We start from the raw sequence: 24,152 nt of genomic DNA on the forward strand, positions 1-24,152 counted from the left end.
GTCCAATGGTGCCGACGTTGACGTGGGGCTTGTTGCGTTCAAACTTGGCCTTTGCCATGAGTGTATCCTTTTTATTGATGAATCTTTATGCTTAAAAAATGATAAACAGTAAGATCGGTAAATAGATATTTGACGGTTCACGATGTCTATTCATTCTGCTGACACTACCATCAAACCGTTGACGATATATTGTTGAAGCTATATTTTAGCGACTAAAAGTAATTATAAACTATAATGCTTAATCTTAGCTACTTTATAGTAATATCAAGCTACTGACAGCACTAAAAGGCAACACTTCAGTGTCACCCTAGAATCATCATTTTACTGAGTAGGCTTTATACTTTTTAATATTCGCATAACTCTTATAATGCTATTGAATATCTTAATAGTATCTCTCATACTATCTAGCTTTTTGTATACTAACAATTGATAAGCAGCTTTGGCAACTAGAATAATAAATGGAGCTCATATCGAGAATTGAACTCGAGACCTCTCCCTTACCAAGGGAGTGCTCTACCGCTGAGCTATATGAGCCTATCTTAAATAACTAAAAAACTCTCAGTTATATAAAAAAATATCACGAAACAGCTATAATAGATGACTGTCGTGATGTATGGGTGCTCGCTATTTACATTGCCGTGAATGCTTGATCAATGAATACCGCATATATGGAGCGGGTGGCGGGAATCGAACCCGCGTCATTAGCTTGGAAGGCTAAGGTGTTACCATTATACCACACCCGCAATAGCTCTATATAGAACCAAAATATTGATTGGTTTTAGAGTACTTTTGGTGCTGTGACAAACTAAAAATATGGTGGTGGGAGAAGGATTCGAACCTTCGAAGCTTTCGCGACAGATTTACAGTCTGTTGGGTTTGACCGCTCCCCAATCCCACCTAGATTGCTTGATATAAAGTTACTTTAATCTAAAGCAAATTCATAAAAAGCGACTTTGAAAGAGATGGTGCCGACTGCCGGGATCGAACTGGCGACCTACTGATTACAAGTCAGTTGCTCTACCAACTGAGCTAAGTCGGCTTGTTCTCTCAAAGTGGTGGCTATTCTATCAAATATCGGCTGGAACGCAAGCCCTTTTTTGATTTTTTCCTAACTTTTTCAAATTAATTATTAATGCTTTGATTATATTAGTATTTTTTATACGCTATAAATAGTCGTTATAAGGCTCAATGTTTCATAGCGTTAATCTTAGCTTTGTTTTAGCGAATCCTAAGGCCATCACAAGCCATTTTTACCGCTTTGACGAGTGCCAAGGCCTTTTTATTAGTTTCTTCCCACTCCGCCTCGGCCACTGAGTCAGCAACTACCCCTGCCCCAGCCTGAATATGGATTTTGCCGCGACGCATAACCGCAGTGCGAATAGCAATCGCGGTATCCATATTACCATGCCAGCCTAGATAACCGACTGAGCCGCCAAATACCGTACGACGTACGGGCTCTACTTCATCAATAATCTGCATTGCTCGTATTTTGGGAGCGCCGGACAGCGTCCCTGCAGGGAAAGTTGCACAGAATACATCCAAAGCATCTTTATCAGCCAAGACAGTGCCCTCAACGTTAGAGGCTATATGCATGACTTGTGAGTAGCGCTCAATAAACATTTTGTCGGTGACTTTGACGCTGCCATACTCACAGACGCGGCCGATATCATTACGGCCTAAATCGATAAGCATCAAGTGTTCAGCGATCTCTTTGGTATCTGATAGTAACTCTTGCTCTAACGCTAAATCCTCAGCCTCATCTTGACCACGTTTACGAGTACCGGCTAGTGGACGCACCGTGACCTTGCCATCCTCAATCCGCGACAAAATCTCAGGAGAGGCGCCAATAATGTCAAAACGCTTGTGATCGTCCAAAGTATAACCGTGCACTAAGAATAAATAAGGCGATGGATTAAGGAATCTAAGCGCGCGATATACGGCTAGTGAATCGCCTTTATAATCAGCGGTTAAACGCTGCGCCGGAACGACTTGCATGACGTCGCCTGCAAAGATATAGTCTTTGATTTTGTTGACATCACTACAGTATTTATCTTGCCCAGTTTGCGAGACGAACTTTGGCGTTGGCATAATAGGAGCGCTCAGATCTGGCATCTCTGCGAGCTTATCTTCTATTCTTTCAAGCTCACGAATGGCAGCGCCATAGCCATCTTCGTCGCTACAGTCAGCATAAACGATGATAGATAACGTGTTTTCTAGATTATCAAAGACAATCACGCTCATCGAGAGCATCAGCCACATGTCTGGTAAAGTCATAGGATTGGGCGCATCTGATTCGCCAATACTTGGCTCTATGACTCGCACCATATCATAACCAAAATAGCCGACTAGGCCGCCACTGAAGCTGGGTAATGAGGGGATATCATCAGTGGTTGGCATTTTATAATTGGCCATGAGCTTACGAATATAATCGAATGGCGCATCTACTGCGTCCACACTGATTTGGTCATCTTGCTTAATAGTCATTTGACCATCAGCGTACTGCAGTATTAAATCGCTCCCAAGACCAATCATCGAAAACCGCGCCCAGCGCTCGCCGCCTACTACCGATTCAAATAGATAAGCAGAACCACTCAAGTCACGCACTTTTGAAAACACAGATACTGGTGTCTGTGCGTCCATCAAACGCTTTTTGACAAGCGGCGCATGGCTAAAACCTTTGCTTTTTAAGGTATTATATTCTTCGAAGGTCATCATAAGACATCTCTGAGCACGGTATTAATAAACAAGGATAAAGTAAACCACAGCGATAATCGAGAAAACTCGCTAGTTTCAGTGACGGTTAAACAGACAGCTAAATAAAAGCGAGCCAATATTAGGCTCGCCATTATAACAAAACATGATAATAAAGTTGCTCATATCATAGGACTTTAAATACCAGCCCGTCAGCGAATCGAATTACGCGCCGCCCATGTTAAATAACCACAGCGCGATACCGATAATGATAAGAGCAATAAATACCCAGATAAACCAACCGCCGCTCGCTCTCTTCTCACTCGCTGCTGTATTGGCAGGATTGTTTACGGCTTGATCCATAGCATTATTACCCGCCGTTCCTAGGTCGCGAGACTGACCTAGATTTGCCGTTCCTGAGAACTGCGCTGTAGCCGCTTGCTTAGCGCGTAGCACGTCTGGATCGGCTTCTTCTTGTAGAGGCGTGGTGGTTGTTTTGTCATGTTCAGGACTTTGGCGCTCGGCTACGGGGGCTTCGACTACCGGCTCTTTAGCGAGTGGCTCTTTTATCATTGGTTCTTCATTGACTGGTTCTTCTACTAATGTTTTGGCTACTGGATCTGCTATAACCGTGTCTTGGGGTTTATTTTCAGCGGGCGTAGGGACGACAATATCTTCTTCTACAGGAGCTGCGGACATAGCGGCCTCGCCTGCACTAGCCGCGAGCACCTCACCGACGATCGTTTCTTTTACGACAGGCTCTGATTTAGTGTCTATTGCTACTGGCTCACTGGTTGTAGCTGGTCTTTCTACTAGTGTCTCTTCAACAGCGGCAGGTGGTAATGATGACTCTGTTGCCGGCTCCTTCGACGTCGTGCGAGCAGTGTCTAGATCTTCTTGCACTGAGCCTACTATGTCTTCTGGTTCATGCTCTTCCGGCTTTTTAGCTGCTAGGTCGGTGGCGCTCTGCTCTAAATTCTCAGTAGCTAAAGCCATCACTTGAAACTCAAAACTAGCAAAACCAAGCTTATCCTCCGCGGTTAATAGCACGCTCTTATTCGCTTCAATACGCTGCTCGTTGACGAAAGTACCGTTAGAGGAGTCCAAATCTTTGACATAAAGCTCAGCATTTAACACACTTAGAACCGCGTGGTTACGCGAAACGGCTTTACTGCCTAGCACCACATCGTTATCGCTACCACGGCCTACTGATAGGCTGTTATTAACGCTCAATTGCAGATCACCAAGCGCTGCTGTCAGCGCGGTTAGCTGCCAAGTCTTGTCAGAGCTAGATTGAGCAGACGTAGCGTCTGGAGTTACTGGATTCGATTGCTTTGTATTGTCTGTCATGCGGTCATTCCTTATTATTGATAAGTGTTATTAGGTGCTAATGATAAAATGAAAATTAAGACAATTGAGGTTTAGGATCGATGTTTAGGAGCTAGGCATAAAACGCGGTTTAAGGATACCAGCAAGTTTATTATACGGAATCATTAATACCGGCATGCCATAAGCATAAGGGCCAATAGCATAAGGCTGATAACGAATATTAACGCCTTTATCGGTCAAGCTCACATCTTCACTAGCGACAAAAGGCCAGTTCTGCTCATAACTTTTGACATCCTCATCTATCGACTTGACCCAAGATTTATAAGCGTCATAGGCCAAGGCGTTGAAACGCGACTGCTGACCAGTCTGTATCATATTATCAAGAGTTATTTGCTGTTTGTTTGCCGGATCAAATATCAGATACTCACTAAAAGGCATACCGTGAGCGCCGCCAGTAAAGACATAAGAGCTAATATTAAACAACTCTAAATCCTCTCCTTGACCCAGTTTAACATGACCTAAATATTCCGGTGTGACCGTCAAGCTGTATGACCAACGCACTTCTTCCGGCATATCCATAAACTGTGATTTGACGAAATCATCAATAGCTGTTTTAGCTGTTTTTTTATCGGTAGCTTGCGATACTGGCGACTCGCTCATTTTGCTATTGATAACTATATTATTGACGCGCTTATTAACGATGTCATTAAGCCAATCTTGGTTAGTGTTTAGGTATTTGACCTCAATCTCTGGGCAATTATTTTTTTCATAGCACTGCTCTTGTACGCTGACTGGAAATTCATAGTCTAGATATTCAGTGCTACTGATCAAACTACTGGCGTTTGCCGCTAGGCTGATAGACAATAAACTACCAGTAGCAATCGCTAACACAGAGCACTTTATATAACTACTCTGAGCTTTATTATTAGAAGTTAATAAATCAGATAACACAGTAGACTCCAATGACTTATCGATCAAGAGATATTATAATTAGTGGCTATAATCATAGCGTATCTGTTGATAAATCATTGTTTAAAATGTGTTGAGGGTTATGCGCCACTAGCGACTAAATGCTCAGCTACTCCTCTCAAGCCATTAGCGAAGATGGCATAAAAAAAGACACGCCAAGCGTGCCTCTTAAAATGATAGCCTAACGATTAATGCTCACGCGTATTACTAAAGGTAATCTCCGGATAGCGCTCTTGCATTAGTTGCAAATTCACGCGCGACGGTGCTAAATACGTCAAATAACCACCACCATCTATCGATAACTGATCGTGCGCTTTTTTCTTAAACTTCGCCAGTGCCACTTCATCGTCGCAATGTATCCAGCGTACGGTGGCGATAGAGACCGGCTCAAAGCTGCATTGTACTTTGTACTCTTCTTTAAGACGATGAGCGACAACCTCAAACTGCAGGACCCCGACCGCGCCTAAGATTAGATCATTGTTGATCTGCGGCATAAATACTTGTGTTGCGCCTTCCTCTGAGAGCTGCTGCAAACCCTTTTGTAGCGCTTTAGACTTAAGCGGATCTTTGAGCACCACTCGGCGAAATAGCTCTGGCGCAAAGTGCGGAATACCAGTGAAATTCAGCTCCTCGCCTTCGGTAAAGCTATCGCCAATCGATATAGTACCGTGGTTATGCAGTCCGATAATATCGCCTGGATACGCCTCTTCTAGCGCCTCGCGGTCACCGGCTAAAAAAGTTAAGGCATCGGCAATCCGTACGTCTTTACCTAGACGCACTTGCCGCATTTTCATGCCTTTTTCGTACTTACCAGAGCACACTCGCAAGAAAGCAATACGGTCACGGTGACGCGGATCCATATTGGCCTGAATCTTGAACACAAAGCCGGAAAACTTAGGCTCTGTTGCCGAAACGACACGCTGCTCAGTCGGATGCGCTTTGGGCGGCGGCGAGTATTTAACTAGCGTATCTAGCACCATATTGACACCAAAGTTGCCTAGAGCGGTGCCGAACAATACAGGAGTCATCTCCCCCTTTAAGAACGCCTCAACATCGAAGTCCTCAAGCGCCATCTGTACTAGCTCAAGCGACTCTTCGAATGCGTCAAACATCAGCTTACCTAAGCGCTCACGAATATCTGGATAATCATAACCTTCGCGGGTCTCCGACACGGTAATCTCGCCGCCATGACCTTTTTCATAAAGGTAGGTTTTGTCTTCAGTCAGATGATAGACACCTACAAAATCCTGCCCCATCCCAATCGGCCAAGTCAACGGGATACATTTGATTTTCAGTACGGATTCAATCTCACTGAGTAGGTCAAGCGGCTCACGAATCTGCCGATCGAGCTTGTTAACGAAAGAGATAATCGGCGTATCGCGCATCCGGCAGACTTCCATCAGCTTGATGGTTCGCTCCTCCACGCCTTTAGCACCATCGACCATCATCAGCGCGCTATCGACGGCCGTTAGAGTACGATACGTATCTTCCGAGAAGTCAGCGTGACCTGGGGTATCAAGCAGATTGACCATATGCTCTTTGTAAGGAAACTGCATGACGGAGGTGGTGATAGAGATACCGCGCTCTTGCTCCATACTCATCCAATCGGATGTAGCATGACGGTCGGTTTTGCGGCCTTTGACCTCGCCTGCGACCTGAATCGCCTGACCCCAAAGCAATAACTTTTCAGTCATAGTGGTCTTACCGGCATCGGGATGCGAGATGATAGCGAAAGTGCGGCGCTTAGCGACTTGCTTTTGTAAAACTTTTGGATCTACGCTCATAATTTTTGGCTTCAATAGTGTTGATTGATCATTCAATCTAATAAATAAAATAATGCGCGTATTGTAGCCGATTTCGTCTTAAGGTGCTGAACTCGCGCAAAAAAAACACGCTTTAGATAACAGCTAAAGCGTGTTGGTTAGTATGACTTATCATTATTTAGGCGGCTGATAGCACTTAGCTGACCAAAACAGTATTTACAAAACAGTAGCAGGCACACAGCACACGAGTCTAACAGTACGAAAGCTTAATATCATTAAAGCTTAGTAGTACCTATCAATTTGATCTTCGATAAAGTCAGCAGCGACTTCATTGACTAAGGTGCAATCGACTACTCCGCGAACGCTATCTTCATTTGGACGCGAGGCGTCTTTATCGATAAAATTCGTCTCATAAATAGCGCCCTCATAATCTACGCCATTATACAGATACTCAGGATCATGATTAATCGCAAAAAATGTTACTTGCGCTGCCGGGTTACTATTACTTGCACCGATAGACCGCTCAGAGGTTCTAAAGTCTCTATTATCATTGAAGCGATCTTCTGCTGCGTCTATCCAATCATTAAGATCTGAATAATTGGTTTTATCTTTATTGTTAAAAACAAAAAATGAGCGGTCGCTAGTGGTCACTGGTATATAGCAAACAGAGCCGTTAGGAAAAGTAAGCGTGCTAGGCGCATTATTGCCAATACTAGGATAAGTGTTTAAAGCCGTAAAGATACCTCGAGCAGTATTTAAGCCGTTGCCTGACCGATAACTAAAGACATTGACCCCTGCTAGATTCAGCGTCCTATAGAACGTCTGATAATCAAATTTATTGTTATTGTTTTTCTCATATATGGGTCGTTTCACCGTTCGACCATTCACCTCGATATAACGATCTTCTAAGCTTCCCTCGAAGTTGTCTGCCAGTACTACCGAATTATCCAAGTTATCGACATTTAGGCTATTAAAATTACCTACGATGTTAGTGACATCGATATCGCGTTCGCCATTACTATACTCAGTTTCGATACGAGCAATCGCTTCTCTACCGGTTTGCCGATCGATACTTTTGTCGAACTGAATCACTGTCAGCTCATTACTGTTTCCTGAGCCATAAATCGAATCTTCATCATCACCGCAGCCACTGATAACGGCGGCTAATAGCATCATGATCGTAGGAATCATTATTTTTTTCATGGCAAAGTATCCTTTTATCGAAATAGTCTTGCACTTGGCTAATTTATGGCGCTTACATCGTTAGTTTATCCTCAGAATTTTACAGCACTGTTATGACTATTCATAGACACTGCTTGTACGCCTCATGTTTATTGTGCAGTTATGCTTACAAATTCACAGTATAGATTTACTACCTTTATATAACGTTTTATGCAAACCTTGCTATGCTAAGTAAGTGATAAAGGTTACTTGTACTAGTAGCTTCTATATATAAAGCCATTAATAAAAACTCAAAAAAAGGACAAGGTATGAAAACTCTATATTCAACTAAAGCAACAGTCACTGGTGGCCGCACTGGTAATGCTTCACTAGATGACAGCGATCTAAAAATCAATATGGCTCCTCCTGGCGGTAATATGGAAGGCAATAATCCTGAGCAATTATTAGCGATGGGCTATGCTGCTTGTTTTGATAGCGCTTTAGGTGTCGTTAAAAAGATGGAAAAAGCTAGCTTTGGCTCTACCACTGAGACCACTGTCGACCTCATGCAAGGCGATGCTCATGATTACCGTTTAGCGGTCAAGATTCATGTTATTGCCGACAGTACTGACATCTCAGCTGAGGACTTCCAAAAACTCGTAGAAAAAGCCAATGAAGTATGTCCTTATTCAAAAGCCACTAAAGGCAATATTGAGATGGAAGTAACCTCTGAAGTCAAATAAAGCTAAACGCTACTTTATATTGTGAAATATTTTAGAGCATAAAAGATTAGAACGTTATCAGCATTTACTGTGCTCATAGCGTTCTTTTTTTATGTATGAAGCTGATAACTTTTAAGCCATTCGGCACGCGCTTATTTTATCGTTATAATATGGTCATACTATATTTTAATACCTGCTAAATTTTGATAACTTCTAATAAGTGACTCTTTATGACTGCTCATACAAAAGACAACGATCACAACTCCCACTCGCCTATCGACCCTGATACCTTGCCTAATTTTGACACTATGCCTAACGTGGCGACCATGGACACTAGTAAGGTGGACAAAGATCAGCCGCCTTTTATCTTAGTCGATGGCTCGTACTATCTGTTTCGCACTTATCATGCGCTACCTAAAACTATGCAAAACACGCAAGGGCTAACGACTAACGCCATACGCGGCACGTTGAACGCGCTGCTCAAGCTGATGCGCCGCTATCATCCGACCCATATGGCAGTATGTTTTGATACTAAATCGCCGACGTTTCGCCATAGAATGTCAGAAGAATACAAAGCTGGACGTCCGCCTATCGATGCCGAACTGGTTGAGCAAATCCCCTATATCCATCGTTTAGTCACCGCCTTAGGTATTCCCTTGCTGCGTATCGAAGGCGCAGAAGCGGATGATATCATCGGAACAATGGCTTATCGCGCGGTGGCGCAAGGGCATCATGTGGTCATCTCTACCGGAGATAAAGACATGATGCAGCTGGTCAATGATGCGGTGATATTAGAAGATAGTTTTACTGGCAAAATTACCGACACCCAAGGCGTCATCGATAAGCTCGGCATCAAACCGGCGCAGATGATTGATTATTTGACGCTGATGGGTGATACCTCTGATGGTATCAAAGGCGTACCTGGTATCGGTAAAAAGACCGCCAAAGACTTGCTCGTTGAATACGGCGATATCGATAATATGCTCAAGCACATTGGCTTCATTAAAGGTCGCGGCGCTAAAGGGCTAATCGAGCATGCCGACGACATTCCATTGAATGCGCAGCTGGCGACTATCATCACCGATTTAGATATCGGTCATGACTGGAATGACCTAAAAATCAATACTGATCCTTGCGCCCATATCGATGAGCTGCGTGAGTTATACACTGAGCTTGAGTTTAAAAATGAGCTGGCATCGCTAGATCATCCTAATCATCCTGCCAACGCTAATGGGCAAGGCGCGCAAAGTGTGGCGGAGGCGCAGGCAAATAGCGAATCACAAGCGCAAGTGGCCAAATCGCTACAGTCCACTGCGATTGAAAACATCAAAGATAGCAAAAGCCATGACAAGGCTTGGCATACTATCCTCGACATGCCCGCCTTTGAGAGCTTGGTTGTGCAATTAGAGGCGGCACCGCATTTTGTGCTCGATACCGAAACCACGAGCATCTACTGGCGCGAGGCTGAGATCGTTGGGTTATCTTTTGCGCTGCAAGCCCATGAGGCTTATTATGTGCCGCTGACGCATCGCTTAGAGGATGACGAGCTAACCACTAAGCAGCTTGATCGCGATACCGTACTAGCGCGTCTCAAGCCAATATTAGAAAACTCAAAAATTGGTAAAATCGGTCAGCATTTAAAGTATGATGCGCATATTTTGAGTCATTACGATATTGACCTAGTAGGTGATATTCACGCCACGCATAATAATTGGGCGATGGATACTATGCTTGCCAGCTACGTGATTAATGCGGCGATCACTCGTCACGGTATGGATGATCTAGCGCGGCACTACCTGCAAACGCAAACCATCAGTTATGAAGACGTGGCCGGTAAAGGCGCAAAGCAGGTCACTTTCGATCAGGTGGCTATCGATATCGCGAGCGACTATGCTTGTGAAGATGCTGATATCACTTATCAGTTGTTTGAAGTGTTCAGCGATACCTTAGCCGATGACGACAATAACATTCGACTGCTCAATGAGCTTGAGATTCCAACCGCTGAGATTCTTTGTCAGATGGAAGCAAACGGCATCTTAATCAAACGCTCGTTCTTAAATGAGCTATCCAAGCGTTTTGACGAAGAAATCATTGCGCTTGAGGCACAAGCTTATGACATCGCAGGCGAGGAGTTCAATTTAGGCTCGCCCAAGCAGTTAGGCGAGGTGCTATTTGAGAAGCTTGGCGTCATCGGTGGTAAAAAAACCAAATCAGGGCAATACTCAACAGGTGAGGCGATACTCTCCAAAATTGACCATCCGCTAGCAGAGATTACCCTTGAATACCGCGGCTTATCGAAACTCAAAAATACCTACACTGACTCTCTAGATGCAGTAGCGGATAAGGACACCGATCGCGTCCATACTAGCTATCATCAAGCGCTGACGAGCACGGGCCGCTTGTCTTCCACTGATCCGAATCTACAAAACATCCCGATCCGTACTAAGACAGGAAGGCTGATCCGTCAAGCCTTTATCGCGCCAGAGGGTCGCGTGTTACTTGCTGCCGATTACTCACAAATTGAGCTGCGACTGATGGCGCATTTCTCAGGCGATGCCAACTTAACTCGCGCCTTTAATGAAGGCTTAGATATTCACACCGCTACAGCGGCTGAAGTGCTCGGCAAAGCGGTTGATGAGGTTAGCGCCACCGAGCGCCGCAATGCTAAAGCCATTAACTTTGGGCTATTATATGGTATGAGCGCTTTTGGTCTGGCCAAACAATTACAGATGAGCCGAGGCGAGGCGCAAGACTATATCGATATGTACTTCGATCGCTATCCTAGCGTCAAGCAATACATGATAGACACGCGCGCAAGCGCCTATGAACGCGGCTATATTGAGACCATCCTTGGGCGTAAGCTTTATACGCCTGATATCAATAATAGCAACCGTATGGTCAAACAATCCGCAGAGCGCGCCGCTATTAATGCGCCGCTACAAGGCTCCGCCGCTGATCTGATTAAGCTTGCGATGATAGCTGTTGATAGAGTGCTACCTAAAGAGCAAGCTAAAATGCTGCTACAAGTCCATGATGAGCTAGTGTTCGAGGTCGATAGCGATAAAGCTGATGAGATTGCTCAGCTGATTACTGATGCTATGCAAGATGTGCTGCGAAATACAGCAAAAAGCATGGGCTGGGAGGTTGATTTTGCGGTGCCGTTATTGGTTGAAACTGGGATTGGCGATAATTGGGATGAGGCGCATTAATATCGCTACTTTTGAATGTTGCTGCTATTAATATTAAAAATATCAATATGAATAATTGATGAATTAGTCATAGTTATCAATAGTATGTCATATCAGCAAGTATTATAATGACGCTTTATGCTAGTTATACTAACCATCTTACTAGGTTGATATGAGCTAATATAATTTAAAAAGTGAGCTTAGGCTCACTTTTTTATTTCTTATGATTATCTATTTTAGGTTAGGAGCCGATTATCTTTTCTGAAAATGGCATCATCGAAACCGTTAGTGTTATCGTCTTAGTCCTCTGCTTACTACGTTCTGGACGCTATGCGCTGCAGAGTCATATCAAACAGGGTTATTATTTTTGGTTAGCCGCAGTTTTGGTGTTTTTTACTGTGATTCGTCGCGAGCTCAATCATTTGCCAGACTTATTTGTTCCCAAAAATTTCTTATTTTTAAGTCATTCTTACGACTGGTGGGAAGATAGCGTGCTTTTGCTTATTTATCTTTTAACTGTAGGCTTTTTGGGTTATGCATGGCGCTACTTATGGCAAGTGTTAAAGCACACTTCGCTATCTTTATATTTGAGCGTGGCTGTTTTGGCATTACTACAATATATGGGCGAGAATGCGATCGTCTTCCCCCATGCTTTAGGAATAGTCGTTGAGGAGCTGGCTGAGCTTACTATTTATGGCCTTGCCCTCGCCTATTTATGGTCATTTAGGTTATCAGATTTCGATACTTGCTCAGAGCGAACCCTAAAACTTGATAAAATCACCAGCTCATAGTTCACTTCTAATAGTCAACTTTCATAAGGTCTAATGAGCAATATGTAACTACCAACTCGCTATAGTAGGTTCAATTTAAAAGTGTTACAGCGATCCTGAGATGCTTTGTTTTAAAATACAGTTTTGCAGCATCGAATAGTGCGAAGCGCACAGCAAGCAAAGGAAGTTTGTAGCAGTATCGCTTTTGAACTTATGTCATTTTTATTTCCAACTGCTTATATCTGCTACCTATACATTCTAGATACGGCTCTGTTTTTCTTAAACTCATCTAAAAGCGCCTAAAACATTTGTTACGGATACCATCTAGCATTCCATACTCGCCTTCAGTTATTCTAGCTTATTGGTCAGCACGGCAATATGACCACCCTAATAATAAATACTCCCTCACTTTAATTCTATAAGGATAGGTTATGAATGTATTAATCACTGGCGCTTCACGTGGTATCGGTCTAGCTACGGCTAAGCGTTTGGCTGCTAAAGGCCACTGCGTTGGATTATTCGATATCGATACTCATGAGCTATCGCACGCTATCAAGCAAAAAGCGTTCAAAAAAGCCAATAAAAACCAGCGTGTGATCACAGGTGATTTGGATGTGACCCAGACAGACTCTTGGGATAACGCTATCGAGCACATGGTCAATAATTTTGGCGGTATCGATGTGCTTATCAACAATGCCGGTGTGCTCGTCAGCGGTGTACTGCCAACTACTGACTTAGACAAGCAGTTATCACTGGTCGATATCAACTGCAAAGGGGTCTTAATCGGTTGTCATAAAGCCGTGCCTTATTTAGAGCAAAGCACCGCTGGTAAGATTATCAACCTATCTTCTGCCTCTGCTATTTATGGACAGTCTGAGGTCGCGCCTTATTCTGCCAGTAAGTTCTTCGTACGCGGCCTGACTGAAGCGCTCAATGTCGAGTATGCTGACTTAGGTATTAAGGTTATGGATGTGATGCCACTTTGGGTCAAATCCGATATGACCAAAGACATCGAAGTGACGAGTATCGATCGTTTAGGAATCAACTTGACTGTCGATGATGTCGCCAAAAAACTATGCAAATTAAGCATCAGCGCTAATCGTAAAATTTCAAAAACACACTATCCTATTGGCTTACCTGCCAAGATCTTGCAAACCACTTCGCAGGTGACGCCTGACTCTGTTATCCGCTTTATCAATAAAAAGATTGGCGCAAAATAGCTTTTAAAGATTAGCGAATAAATAGCGGCTAGCGAATTTCGGTAGCCGTTTTGCTCGCCGCGCGCACCTTTATCGCTTGTGCTACTGATTTATTACCAAAGCTATTATTCTCAATAAGCGTATCACTAACAGCGCCTGCCGCGCTGTCTTCGCGGATCTCAGACCCTACCGTTATCGGTATTGCGACATTGTCGGCAAAGCTATTATTACGAATGCGTGTGCCATCATCCTCTACAACAATGCCTTGTTCAACTTGCTCGAAGCTATTATTAATAATGGCATTGTCTTTGGCGCTATCTAGATGATAACTGGCAAATAGTGTTTGCTTAATTAAGTAAGCGCCGCAGTCAAAACCTTTCAGATTGCGTGATTGCCTCGAAGCTATCCAGACGCCAACGGTCTCATCACGGAAGGTGTTGTTAGCTATGATGTTGTTCCGGCTTGACTGGGTGCGTTTAAAGTGATTGCTACGCGACGCATCATCAGCGTGCTCAAAACAATTGCGGTATAAGAGGATACTGCCTGCACCGTTATGAATAAAGGTGTTATTTTCAATACGATTATGGCTCGATGAGTCTACCGCTATCGCCTCGCGATTGGGCTTGAAAGTGCGAAAACCATTACCGATAAATACTGAATTTTCAATGACATTGTTACGGCTGCCGAATTCTAAATATAAGCCAACCGTGCCAGCATTTTGTACGCGGATACTATCGAAGCTGACCTGTTGTACATGATCACCGACGAAGATGCCGCTGTTTATACTGTTTAAGCTACTGATATTGATAATACGTATGTCTTGTGGTGCCAAAGCGCGATTAGCTGCAGGTTCTGTCAATCCTTTCAGATAACGCTGATTCGGATTGCTAAATTGGCGGATGTGTAAAGCATGACCATAGCCCTCAATGTGGCAATTAGCGACCGCGATATCTTCAATAGCGGCAGCTGCCCTTGGCTGAATAGTGATAGCGCTAGCTTTTGACTCATCACCTGTAGCAGTACTTAACATAGCGCCTTGACAGTCCAGAGAGCTGTGTGAGCTATCGAGTACGAAACGCACTGATTTAGCGCTTAAGTCACAACCTTGACTCAATACACTATGACCTTTAATCGTTAGGGCTTGACCTGGTGTTAGTTGCGTACACTCTATAATGTTAGATGGCACGGGCAATTTAGCATCGATGATTGACGCTGACTTCGCGATCTGCTCAAGACTGGGACTGTTTTTATCGGCTTGATCACTATCAGTAAAGAGCCCATCACAAGCGCTTAAACTAGCTAAGCTCACTACAATAACCGCGCTATTAGACACTATAGCTTTGAGCCTCGCGCTATTGAAGGCGACACTGATTAGCTTGATTTTATTCAATATCTTCACTCATCTATCTATCATTCTGACAATTAGTTATCATCTTACATTTTTTGACATGCTGTGACACCTTCCTACTAGCGCTACGCTGCTTAAACAGTCAAAATACTAGCATCAATACTTGATGGCTCTTAACAAAGATAGCTTTTAACAAAAAAACTTTTAATAATGACAATAAGGAAGCTGCTATGAATAACTCACAAACGCCAATTCCTAAAGAGATGGATCACATCGAAGGCGATGATAATATCACTGATAGCGAGCAAGGCAGTCAGCGTGTCGATATGGATAACACTAGCCTGCATACTTTTGATAATGATGACGTGATTGATAATAGTGCTGGATTCGATAACTCAGAAGTCGGTACCGATGCCACTCAGGGCCTGACGCCTATGCATCGTCAAAATATCGATGAAGCCACTGTCGATAACGTATTAGTGCAAGATAATTTAGACGATGACAATTATCCTAGTATAGTCGACATTGCTGATAAAGAAGCTGCCGAGCGCAGTAACGACGACGATTTTTAGTTGATAATTTATTAATTATTAACTTAGTAGTCGATAAGCTAGCTTATCATTAGCACTACTCGTAAAAAACACGCTTTATTAAGCGTGTTTTTTGGGTTCAACGGTTAGGTACTTAGCAGACTGAGCAAATAGCTATTTGTCAAAAAAGCTTATACCCAGCCATCAAGCGTACCTGCCCAGCCTTTGACTAATGGTGCACTCATCGCCTCTAATAGATCGATATGCGCTTCATCCATATTGAGCGCTGGAATATAGTGATACTCCTGCCCACCGGCCTCAATAAAGTTATCACGGTTCTCAATCGCTAGCTCCTCTAGCGTCTCTAGGCAATCTGCCGAAAACGCAGGGCTGATAATCTGTACCGACTTGACGCCAGACTTTGCCCAGTCGTCTAACACCACATCGGTATAAGGCTTAACCCATTCTTGCTTACCAAAGCGCGACTGAAAACTGATGACCCACTCATCGTCCCCTAACCCCAATTCATGCGCCACTTGCGCGGCAGTACATTTACAGCGTTTAGGATAAGGATCTCCTTTATCAGCGTAGGGCTGCGGTATGCCGTGAAAGCTAAACATTAGCTTTTCAGGCTTGCCATGCTTAGCTTGAAAACGGCGAATACTATCGGCCAATGCCTTGATATAAAGCGGATGGGCGAAGTAGTCTTTGACGATCGTATAATTGGGCAAATTACGCTGCTTAAGCGCCCACTTATTGATAGCGTCATACACCGCCCCTGAGGAAGTCGCTGAATACTGCGGAAACACCGGCAACAATACAAAATGATCGACGCCTTCCGCGCGCAATTCATCCATCACCGCAGGCAGGCCGGGATTACCGTAACTCATTGCAGAATGCACAGAGACTCGATAAGGCGCGGCACCTTTGACCAGTCGCGGTTCAAGCTTCGCGACTTGTTCATTTAAGATATTGCGCATGGGCGAGTCACCATCCCAAATACTGGCATATGCCTCTGCTACGCGCTTAGGCCGACTGGGTAATACAAATAAGTTAAGGATAATCGCCCATAAGAACTTAGGTATTTCTATGACGCGCGGGTCGGATAAAAACTGACGTAAATAACGACGCACAGCAGGCGCAGTCGGTGCGTCTGGTGTACCTAGGTTAATCAATAAAACAGCAATACGGGGAGGCAGTTTAGGTTTCATAGCAGCCCATTATTTGAATAGAGTTTAGGAAGGGTTTGATAAGGTATTCGATAAACTTGCTTAAGTATCTTAAGCTATACTTAAAAAAATAAATGGTTTTAATTTTGCTTAGTGTAGCATTTTATCGCTCAAAAACGCAGGAGAAATATAGCTTGTCTGCCCTCTGGTGCCTTATGCTGATAAACCCTACTAATGAAGGTTGTACTCGCACGCGCATCGCCATACAATAGACAGCATTGGCGATAGAGCATAGCGCTTTATCTGCCCCTATAAAAAACGTCATCTTGCGAGGTAGCTTTGAGCGCACGTCCTGATACCAATAACGTTCCTACTGATAATGACTTTAATGAGTCCTTTGACTGGCAGCGCTCAGTAGGATTAGTCATTCCTGAGACTATGCATTTCTCTGAGCCGTTGACTTTGGAGTGCAATCGCACCTTACCCTCATTTGACTTGGTCTATGAGACTTACGGCAGTTTAAATGTAGACAAATCGAACGCTATTTTGATCTGTCACGCCTTATCTGGCAGTCATCATGCTGCTGGCTACTATAAGGAGGACGATAAAAAAGCCGGCTGGTGGGATAATATGATTGGCCCTAATAAAGCCATCGATACCAATCAGTTCTATGTGGTCTGTGTCAATAATATCGGTAGCTGCTTCGGGTCTACGGGTCCGACTACCCTCAATCCTGATAGCGATGACGAACAAGTCTATGGCCCCGACTTTCCGCTGATTACCATCAAAGATTGGGTCAAAACCCAAGCGATGCTTTCTGATCGCTTAGGCATTGATATCTGGCACGCTATCGTCGGCGGCTCAATGGGCGGTATGCAAGCACTGCAATGGTCAGTGGACTACCCTGATCGTCTCAAGCGCTGCGTGGTCATCGCTTGTACCCCTAAGCTCTCCGCGCAGAATATCGCCTTTAACGAAGTGGCACGCCAGTCTATCTTGTCAGATCCTGACTTTATGGACGGACGTTACCTGCAAGCAGGCACTTATCCTAAGCGCGGTCTAATACTGGCGCGGATGGTAGGCCATATCACCTATCTGACCGACGATGCAATGAAAGCCAAATTCGGCCGCGACCTAAAGTCCGGCAAGTTTATGTACGGCTACGATGTCGAGTTTCAGGTCGAGAGCTACTTACGTTATCAAGGCGAAAGATTTAGTAAAAATTTCGATGCCAATACCTATCTGCTGATGACCAAAGCCTTAGATTATTTTGACCCCACGCGCGGCTATCTATCGCAAATTGAGCAGCAAGCGCTGAATGGTAATAAAGCAAAAAAACAAAGTATCGATCAGGTGATAGCAGACGCTGAAGAAGCCGTCAAAGAAGCAGCTGTGGTAGAAGATTCTGTTGAACTCAGCGATTTAAAGACTGCCTTTGCTCATGCCCAGTGCCAGTATTTGATCGTTTCATTCACCACCGATTGGCGCTTCGCTCCTGAGCGCTCGCAAGAGATTGTCGATGCACTTATGGCGACGGGTAAGCCGGTCAGCTATACCAATATCGACGCTCCGCATGGCCACGATTCTTTTCTTTTCGATATTCCGCGTTATATGGGCGCTATTAGAGGCTTTTTGACCGCGCCGTTTATTACCGAGCATAAGACTACTGGCAAACCACAGACTGATCATCACTCAAAAGGAGCGCACTTGTGAGAATGGATTATCAACTCGCTGAGCGCTGGATTGCCCCACGCTCGCACATTTTAGACTTAGGCTGCGGTAACGGCGAGCTGCTCGCACACTTACAGCAGCAGCTTGGCGTCAGTGGCTATGGCATTGAGATCGATGAGCACAAAATCAATGAAGCCATCGGCAAAGGTTTATCCATCGTTGAGCAAGATCTCAATGATGGCCTTGAGCGCTTCGCAGATGGCAGCTTCGATACAGTCGTCATGGCGCGAGCGCTACAAGCTGTTAAAAACCCTGATGAGCTGCTACTCGATATGCTCCGCGTTGGCCGTGAAGCAGTGATTACCTTTCCCAACTTTGCTCATTGGCAGAACCGTATTCATTTGGGTCTTAAAGGCATGATGCCAGTCTCAGAGGCGCTACCTTACGAGTGGTATAACACTCCAAACATTCACCTGTGTACCTTTAAAGACTTCGAGCAGCTGTGCGCCAAGCATGATATTCGTATTCTTAACCGTTTCGCAGTGAGCGACTCTGAAAAAGGCTATGCGCCCCTTATGTCGACCTTAGTCCGCCAAGCGCCAAATTTACTAGCAGATGTTGCTATTTATCGAGTCACTAAAGCTTAGAGACACTTCTGATATTTAAGAGCCTTAAAAATTCATAGAATTACGATAAATTAGGTTACAAACTTGGTTATATTCTTGTTGTATTAAGTAACGCCAATGTAACTCCATGATTTTATTGCCTTCTCAGCGTTCTAAACTGTGGTGAAAGTAGGTAATTAGTATTTGAGTTTCGTAACTTTGAGTGTTAAGCTTACAAAATATTGTCAACGACAACCCGTTTTGAACCGTTTATCTGGCGCTTTAGTATAAGCGATATGGCTAAAAAGGACTTTACCCAAGCCGATACCCCTAGATAAGCTCAAGTACCCTTTATTCATTAATTATGAAACAAGCATATTATTTAGACCAAGATATTGTTTGTTAACTCATTAATCACTGCCTATTTTGGAGCTGCTATGAAATTATTAAAAGCTGCCTTGTTCACCGCTCTATTTTCTTGTGCTGGCCTAGCCAATGCTGAGCTGATCTCAAACGTACCGCTTGATACCTCACGTTTCGAGCTCATGTCGGTTAGTGATTTATCTGCTCGCGCCTCTCAAGGTAGCGATCACGCGCAGTTCTATCTCGCCAAGCGTCTCCAAAAAGGCCAAGGTGTCGCACAAAATACTCAGCAAGCGATCCAATGGTACACCCGCGCCGCCGAGCAAGGCGTTGCTCCTGCCCAACTTAATCTAGCGATTATGTATCTACGCGGCGAAGGCGTTCAGCCTAACATCACCCAAGCGCGTAAGTGGCTAGAAAAAGCAGCCATGCGCGGTGACAACCGTGCTAGCTATACGCTTGCTCTGCTCGACGAGAAGCAAAAAAATCTAGTTGATGCTTATAAATGGTATGACTTAGCGGCTCGTGATGGCATGCTAGATGAAAAGGTGCGTAATAAAGCTCGTGGCAAAATCGGTCAGTTAGCGCTTAACTTATCGTCTTCTGATATCGCTAGCGCTCGTAGCCAAGCCGATACTTGGTTTCAAAGTAAGTAAACCAAAGTAAATAAGCAACCGATAACTCAATCAGCTACCATCTAGCTTGAGTCATCAAGAATCCAGCCTTTGCGCTGGATTTTTTGTATCGATATAAAAATAATAACTTAGAAGCGCTTAAGGGCTGACGCCAATAGAATAAATTTGCTACCATCTACCTTATTACTATCGAAAATCCTCATCAAATATCTTCGTCAAAAACCGTTATGCAGGTGATCAGATTATGGCCAAAAATGCCTTACAAGCACAGCTCTTAAAAGCAGGATTAGTGGATGATAAAAAAGCCAAGAAAATAAGCAAGCAAGCTCAGCACGCCAAGCGCACCGGCGATGCAGCCGCTACTGAAAGTAAAAAAGCGCTAGCCGCCGCGCAAGCTCAAAAGGCTGAAAAAGATCTCAAGCTCAATCAGCAAAAGCAGCAGCAGTTAGAAGAAAAAACCCTGCATGCCAATATCATTCAGATGATCAAACAGCATCAAATCACTGAGACTGATGGCGAGGTCAGTTATCAATTCGTTGATAACTCGAAGATTAAAAAGATTTATACCACTCAAAAACTCTACGAGCAAATCGTTGCAGGTCATGTGGTCATCGCGCGCTTAGAAGACGACTACGCACTACTACCGCGACCATTAGCTGATCGTATCAATGCTAAGCTAGAAGGCTTTATCGTGGTATCGAATGATAAGTCAGATACAGAGTTAGAAGAAGATGACCCGTACGCCGCCTATGTGATTCCTGATGATTTGATGTGGTAGATCATTATATTTGATAATAAAAATCCAGCTTATTTGCTGGATTTTTATTATTTTTAAGCCCTTTTCTAGAACTTTACTCATAGCGTCAGCTATTAAAATATTCAAAACCTTATCTAAATTTGCTACACTACGCCGGCGCTAGCGAATTCCACAATTTCGTTAGTGTTATAGCTAGTATTAAATAGCTATCCTAAATTAATCAATGCACTAGGTTTACGTCCTAGCCCGCAGGAGACCCACATGAGCACTACCCCTATTGATAATCCTTCCAAAAAAGCGCCTGTCTACGATAGCGAAATCAACAATATCGTCGTCGCTGCCCTCTATAAGTTTACCCGCTTTGATGACTATCAAAACTATCGTCAGCCTATCTTGGATACCCTGCTGAAAAACGACGTCAAAGGTACGTTACTGATTGCTAGTGAAGGTATCAACGGGACGATTTCAGGCAGCCGTCAAGGTATCGATAATGTGCTTGATTATCTGCGTAGTATCGAAGCGATTGGCAGCTTTACCTTTAAAGAGTCTTATACTAGCGAGCAGCCCTTTTATCGCACTAAGGTTAAGCTAAAAAAAGAGATCGTCACCATGGGCGTCGAAGGTATCGACCCTTTGCAGTCGGTTGGACGCTACGTCAAGCCCAAGGATTGGAATGCGCTCATCTCTGACCCAGAAGTGATTCTTATCGACACGCGTAACGACTATGAAGTGCAAATCGGCACCTTTGAAAATGCCGTTAATCCAAACACGGAGACTTTCCGTGAGTTCCCAGAATACGTCGCAAAAGAGCTCGATCCTGCTAAACATAAAAAAGTAGCGATGTTCTGTACTGGTGGTATCCGCTGCGAAAAATCTACCGCTTATATGCGCGAGCAAGGTTTTGAAGAGGTTTATCATTTAGAAGGCGGCATCTTAAAGTATTTAGAGGAAGTGCCTGCCAGCGAAACGATGTGGCAAGGCGACTGTTTCGTATTTGATAACCGCGTCTCGGTCAATCATAATCTGGAAAAAGGCGATTATGAGCAGTGTTTTGCTTGCCGTATGCCGATCACTGCTGAGGATATGCAAAGCCCCGCTTATAGCAAAGGCGAGTCTTGCCCACATTGTATTGGCAAGGCGACCGATGAGCAAAAAGCGCGTTTCCGCGAACGCGAGTATCAAATGCAACTGGCTTCAATGCGCGGCGAAGCGCACATCGGTAGCGAAGTCAAAGAAGTGATGGAAAAACGTAAAATGGCAAAAGAGGAAGCTCGTCGTCAGGCCGATGAGGCCAATAAAGCTAAGTAACATGACCTAAAAGATTGTGCTTGTAAAAAAAGAGACGCTATGATTAATAGCGTCTCTTTTTTTATCCAAATCTTAACTATTCAATTAGAATAAGATACGTACGCGAATAGTCTCTTCGACATCTTTGAGCTGATCAAGAGCAGCATTTGAGTCGTTATAATCGACATCCATTACCAAATAGCCGACATCGCCTTCGGTCATTAGACTCTGCGCTAAGATATTGATGTTTGCTTCTGCGAATAGGCGGTTGATTTGCGAGAGGACGCCTGGTACGTTTTTATGAATATGCAGCAGACGATGCGAGCCTTCTTTGAACGGTATGGAAACTTCTGGGAAGTTGACCGCTGTCGCGGTATCACCTTGGTCTGAGTATTTTACAAATTTCTCAGCGACTTCTAGACCGATATTTTCTTGCGCTTCTTGCGTGGAGCCGCCAATATGCGGTGTCAAAATGACATTATCGAACTTACGTAGCGGTGATTCGAACTCTTGATCGGCAGACTTCGGCTCTTTTGGGAACACATCGATCGCCGCGCCGAGCACTTTACCGGACTCGATGACTGCGGCAAGATCATCGATCTCGACACAAGTACCGCGGGCGGCATTGATAAAGTAGCTGCCTTCTTTCATCTGATTGAACTGCTCCGCTTTCATCATATAGCGCGTGCTTGGCACATCAGGGACGTGCAACGTAACGATATCTGCCGTTGAGAGGAGCTCATTTAAACTGCCAACTTGTACCGCGTTACCTAGTGGCAGTTTAGTGACCACATCATGATAGATGACTTTCATACCGAAGCTTTCAGCTAGTACGGATAGCTGTGAGCCAATAGAGCCGTAGCCGACGATACCGATCGTCTTGCCGCGGACTTCGTGCGAGTTAGTCGCAGACTTGCCCCAGCCACCGCGATGTACGGTAGCGTTCTTTTCAGGGATACCGCGATACAGCATAATGGCTTCGGCTAATACTAGCTCAGCCACTGAGCGCGTATTGGAATAAGGCGCGTTGAAGACCGGAATACCCATTTCACGTGCCGCTTCTAGATCGACTTGGTTGGTACCAATACAAAAGCAGCCGATACCGATGAGTTTTTCGGCTTTTTCTAATACTTGACGCGTCAACTGCGTACGCGAGCGAATGCCGATAAAGTGCGCATCTTTGATTTTTTCGATCAGCTCATCTTCGTCGAGCGCGTGGCTTAAGTATTCAATATTGCTATAACCCGCCCCTTCTAATACTTTTAAAGCGTTTTCATGCAAGCCTTCTAGTAATAGAAAACGAATTTTATCTTTTTGTAATGATAATGCCATACGAAATCTTTCCTATAATTAGTTAAGTGAGTTGTTTACTGACAAGTAAGGTTTGAGTCGTTTATCTAGTCGACTCCGTTTAAAAACAATACAGTGCTACTGGTATACATTTTTTAGCGTACCGTTCTCACAGAGGCTGCGAAAAATGCATCTCAGTAGTTTGCCCTGACTCTAGTATCGCTGTTAAAAAATGAAGGCGACACCCTCTTGTGTAATCACTCACTTATGATGAATAAAAACAATGCGCTTATATTACACAAAATTGCCCGAGGATGTTAGAGAATAAGAGGAATAAGTTGTCATCGTTTTGGTTAATGGTGACTGATTCAGTCTCGCATCTGCTTAGATATGGCCCTCTGATGTGCTAATATTAGCCTTATCTCATCTCCCCACCCTTATCTATTGCTACTGCTAAATAGCCGAGACTATTATGAACGAATCTGTTATCGAAAACCAACCAGCACATGAGCGTACTCATGCTGCAGAGCAAGCGCTGGTTAATGAGCCAAGCTTGCAAACTGCTGTTAATACTGCCGCGGTGCAAGCTATTTTACAGGCTTTACGTCAGACCCATCAATTTGAAGAGAGCCAAATCAAAACCGATAGCGAGAGCCTAGAGCACTGGGGCAAAGACTGGACCAAACATTTTGCGCCCGCCGCCTC

The 24,152-nt window shown here is 44.2% G+C and carries 18 protein-coding genes, 4 tRNA genes and 1 pseudogene; 11 read left to right on the plus strand and 12 right to left on the minus strand.

Annotation, left to right across the window (positions count from 1 at the left end; translation table 11 throughout):
• Positions 1 to 459: 459 nt before the first annotated feature.
• The 9 genes from ACTXGJ_RS12305 to ACTXGJ_RS12345 form a co-directional block, all read right to left on the minus strand.
• Positions 460 to 534, minus strand: a tRNA-Thr gene (locus ACTXGJ_RS12305).
• Between the two features lie 135 nt (positions 535 to 669).
• Positions 670 to 743, minus strand: a tRNA-Gly gene (locus ACTXGJ_RS12310).
• A gap of 71 nt (positions 744 to 814) precedes the next feature.
• A tRNA-Tyr gene (locus ACTXGJ_RS12315) sits at positions 815 to 898 on the minus strand.
• 65 nt (positions 899 to 963) lie between these two features.
• A tRNA-Thr gene (locus ACTXGJ_RS12320) sits at positions 964 to 1,039 on the minus strand.
• 179 nt (positions 1,040 to 1,218) lie between these two features.
• Positions 1,219 to 2,715, minus strand: a complete 1,497-nt coding sequence (locus ACTXGJ_RS12325) for an anthranilate synthase component I family protein (protein ID WP_439244656.1) — start codon at positions 2,713 to 2,715, stop codon at positions 1,219 to 1,221.
• A gap of 201 nt (positions 2,716 to 2,916) precedes the next feature.
• The gene (locus tag ACTXGJ_RS12330) at positions 2,917 to 4,041 is read right to left on the minus strand and encodes an FHA domain-containing protein (RefSeq protein ID WP_443566122.1); all 1,125 of its coding nucleotides are present in this window, start codon (positions 4,039 to 4,041) and stop codon (positions 2,917 to 2,919) included.
• A gap of 84 nt (positions 4,042 to 4,125) precedes the next feature.
• Complete coding sequence (locus tag ACTXGJ_RS12335; protein WP_443566123.1) at positions 4,126 to 4,911, minus strand: RsiV family protein; 786 nt, start codon at positions 4,909 to 4,911, stop codon at positions 4,126 to 4,128.
• 266 nt (positions 4,912 to 5,177) lie between these two features.
• The gene (locus tag ACTXGJ_RS12340) at positions 5,178 to 6,773 is read right to left on the minus strand and encodes a peptide chain release factor 3 (RefSeq protein WP_439244651.1); all 1,596 of its coding nucleotides are present in this window, start codon (positions 6,771 to 6,773) and stop codon (positions 5,178 to 5,180) included.
• Positions 6,774 to 7,034: 261 nt separating this feature from the next.
• The gene (locus tag ACTXGJ_RS12345; RefSeq protein WP_443566124.1) at positions 7,035 to 7,955 is read right to left on the minus strand and encodes a hypothetical protein; all 921 of its coding nucleotides are present in this window, start codon (positions 7,953 to 7,955) and stop codon (positions 7,035 to 7,037) included.
• A gap of 287 nt (positions 7,956 to 8,242) precedes the next feature.
• Between ACTXGJ_RS12345 and ACTXGJ_RS12350 the strand changes: the two genes are divergently transcribed.
• The 4 genes from ACTXGJ_RS12350 to ACTXGJ_RS12365 all read left to right on the plus strand — a co-directional run bounded on the left by ACTXGJ_RS12350 (position 8,243) and on the right by ACTXGJ_RS12365 (position 13,813).
• Positions 8,243 to 8,656, plus strand: coding sequence for an Ohr family peroxiredoxin (locus tag ACTXGJ_RS12350; protein WP_439244649.1), 414 nt, complete (start codon positions 8,243 to 8,245; stop codon positions 8,654 to 8,656).
• A 287-nt stretch (positions 8,657 to 8,943) separates the two neighbouring features.
• Positions 8,944 to 11,844 (plus strand): DNA polymerase I, encoded by a 2,901-nt coding sequence (gene polA / locus ACTXGJ_RS12355; RefSeq protein ID WP_443566133.1) that lies wholly within the window; start codon positions 8,944 to 8,946, stop codon positions 11,842 to 11,844.
• Positions 11,845 to 12,206: 362 nt separating this feature from the next.
• A complete protein-coding gene (locus tag ACTXGJ_RS12360; protein ID WP_443566125.1) occupies positions 12,207 to 12,614 on the plus strand; it encodes a hypothetical protein in 408 nt (135 codons plus the stop codon).
• A gap of 410 nt (positions 12,615 to 13,024) precedes the next feature.
• Positions 13,025 to 13,813: an SDR family oxidoreductase gene (locus tag ACTXGJ_RS12365; RefSeq protein ID WP_439244646.1), complete on the plus strand. Its 789-nt coding sequence runs from the start codon at positions 13,025 to 13,027 to the stop codon at positions 13,811 to 13,813.
• 28 nt (positions 13,814 to 13,841) lie between these two features.
• Here ACTXGJ_RS12365 and ACTXGJ_RS12370 read toward each other — a convergent pair whose 3' ends face one another.
• Positions 13,842 to 15,191: a right-handed parallel beta-helix repeat-containing protein gene (locus tag ACTXGJ_RS12370; protein WP_443566126.1), complete on the minus strand. Its 1,350-nt coding sequence runs from the start codon at positions 15,189 to 15,191 to the stop codon at positions 13,842 to 13,844.
• Positions 15,192 to 15,370: 179 nt separating this feature from the next.
• Between ACTXGJ_RS12370 and ACTXGJ_RS12375 the strand changes: the two genes are divergently transcribed.
• Positions 15,371 to 15,712, plus strand: a complete 342-nt coding sequence (locus ACTXGJ_RS12375) for a hypothetical protein (protein ID WP_443566127.1) — start codon at positions 15,371 to 15,373, stop codon at positions 15,710 to 15,712.
• A 149-nt stretch (positions 15,713 to 15,861) separates the two neighbouring features.
• On the opposite strand, the gene hemH is transcribed toward ACTXGJ_RS12375, so the two are convergent.
• Entirely contained in the window at positions 15,862 to 16,881 is a 1,020-nt protein-coding gene (gene hemH / locus ACTXGJ_RS12380) for a ferrochelatase (RefSeq protein WP_443566128.1), read from the minus strand.
• A gap of 396 nt (positions 16,882 to 17,277) precedes the next feature.
• Between hemH and metX the strand changes: the two genes are divergently transcribed.
• The 5 genes from metX to trhO all read left to right on the plus strand — a co-directional run bounded on the left by metX (position 17,278) and on the right by trhO (position 22,178).
• Positions 17,278 to 18,552 carry a homoserine O-acetyltransferase MetX gene (gene metX, locus ACTXGJ_RS12385; RefSeq protein WP_443566134.1) on the plus strand — a complete coding sequence of 425 codons (1,275 nt, stop codon included), beginning with the start codon at positions 17,278 to 17,280 and terminating at the stop codon, positions 18,550 to 18,552.
• Positions 18,549 to 19,157, plus strand: a complete 609-nt coding sequence (gene metW / locus ACTXGJ_RS12390) for a methionine biosynthesis protein MetW (RefSeq protein ID WP_439244639.1) — start codon at positions 18,549 to 18,551, stop codon at positions 19,155 to 19,157. Before metX ends, metW begins: the two co-directional genes overlap by 4 nt.
• A gap of 395 nt (positions 19,158 to 19,552) precedes the next feature.
• Positions 19,553 to 20,134: a tetratricopeptide repeat protein gene (locus ACTXGJ_RS12395; RefSeq protein ID WP_443566129.1), complete on the plus strand. Its 582-nt coding sequence runs from the start codon at positions 19,553 to 19,555 to the stop codon at positions 20,132 to 20,134.
• A 223-nt stretch (positions 20,135 to 20,357) separates the two neighbouring features.
• The gene (locus ACTXGJ_RS12400; protein ID WP_443566130.1) at positions 20,358 to 20,891 is read left to right on the plus strand and encodes a DUF2058 domain-containing protein; all 534 of its coding nucleotides are present in this window, start codon (positions 20,358 to 20,360) and stop codon (positions 20,889 to 20,891) included.
• A 240-nt stretch (positions 20,892 to 21,131) separates the two neighbouring features.
• Positions 21,132 to 22,178: an oxygen-dependent tRNA uridine(34) hydroxylase TrhO gene (gene trhO, locus ACTXGJ_RS12405; protein WP_443566131.1), complete on the plus strand. Its 1,047-nt coding sequence runs from the start codon at positions 21,132 to 21,134 to the stop codon at positions 22,176 to 22,178.
• Between the two features lie 84 nt (positions 22,179 to 22,262).
• Here the strand turns inward: trhO and serA are convergent, their stop codons facing one another.
• The gene (gene serA / locus ACTXGJ_RS12410) at positions 22,263 to 23,489 is read right to left on the minus strand and encodes a phosphoglycerate dehydrogenase (RefSeq protein WP_443566132.1); all 1,227 of its coding nucleotides are present in this window, start codon (positions 23,487 to 23,489) and stop codon (positions 22,263 to 22,265) included.
• Positions 23,490 to 23,919: 430 nt separating this feature from the next.
• On the opposite strand from serA, the pseudogene ACTXGJ_RS12415 reads away from it, so the two are divergent.
• A pseudogene (locus ACTXGJ_RS12415) lies at positions 23,920 to 24,152 on the plus strand (FAD-binding oxidoreductase); the annotation flags it as partial.

Source organism: Psychrobacter sp. 1Y11 (assembly GCF_052259045.1).
Classification (GTDB): Bacteria; Pseudomonadota; Gammaproteobacteria; order Pseudomonadales; family Moraxellaceae; genus Psychrobacter.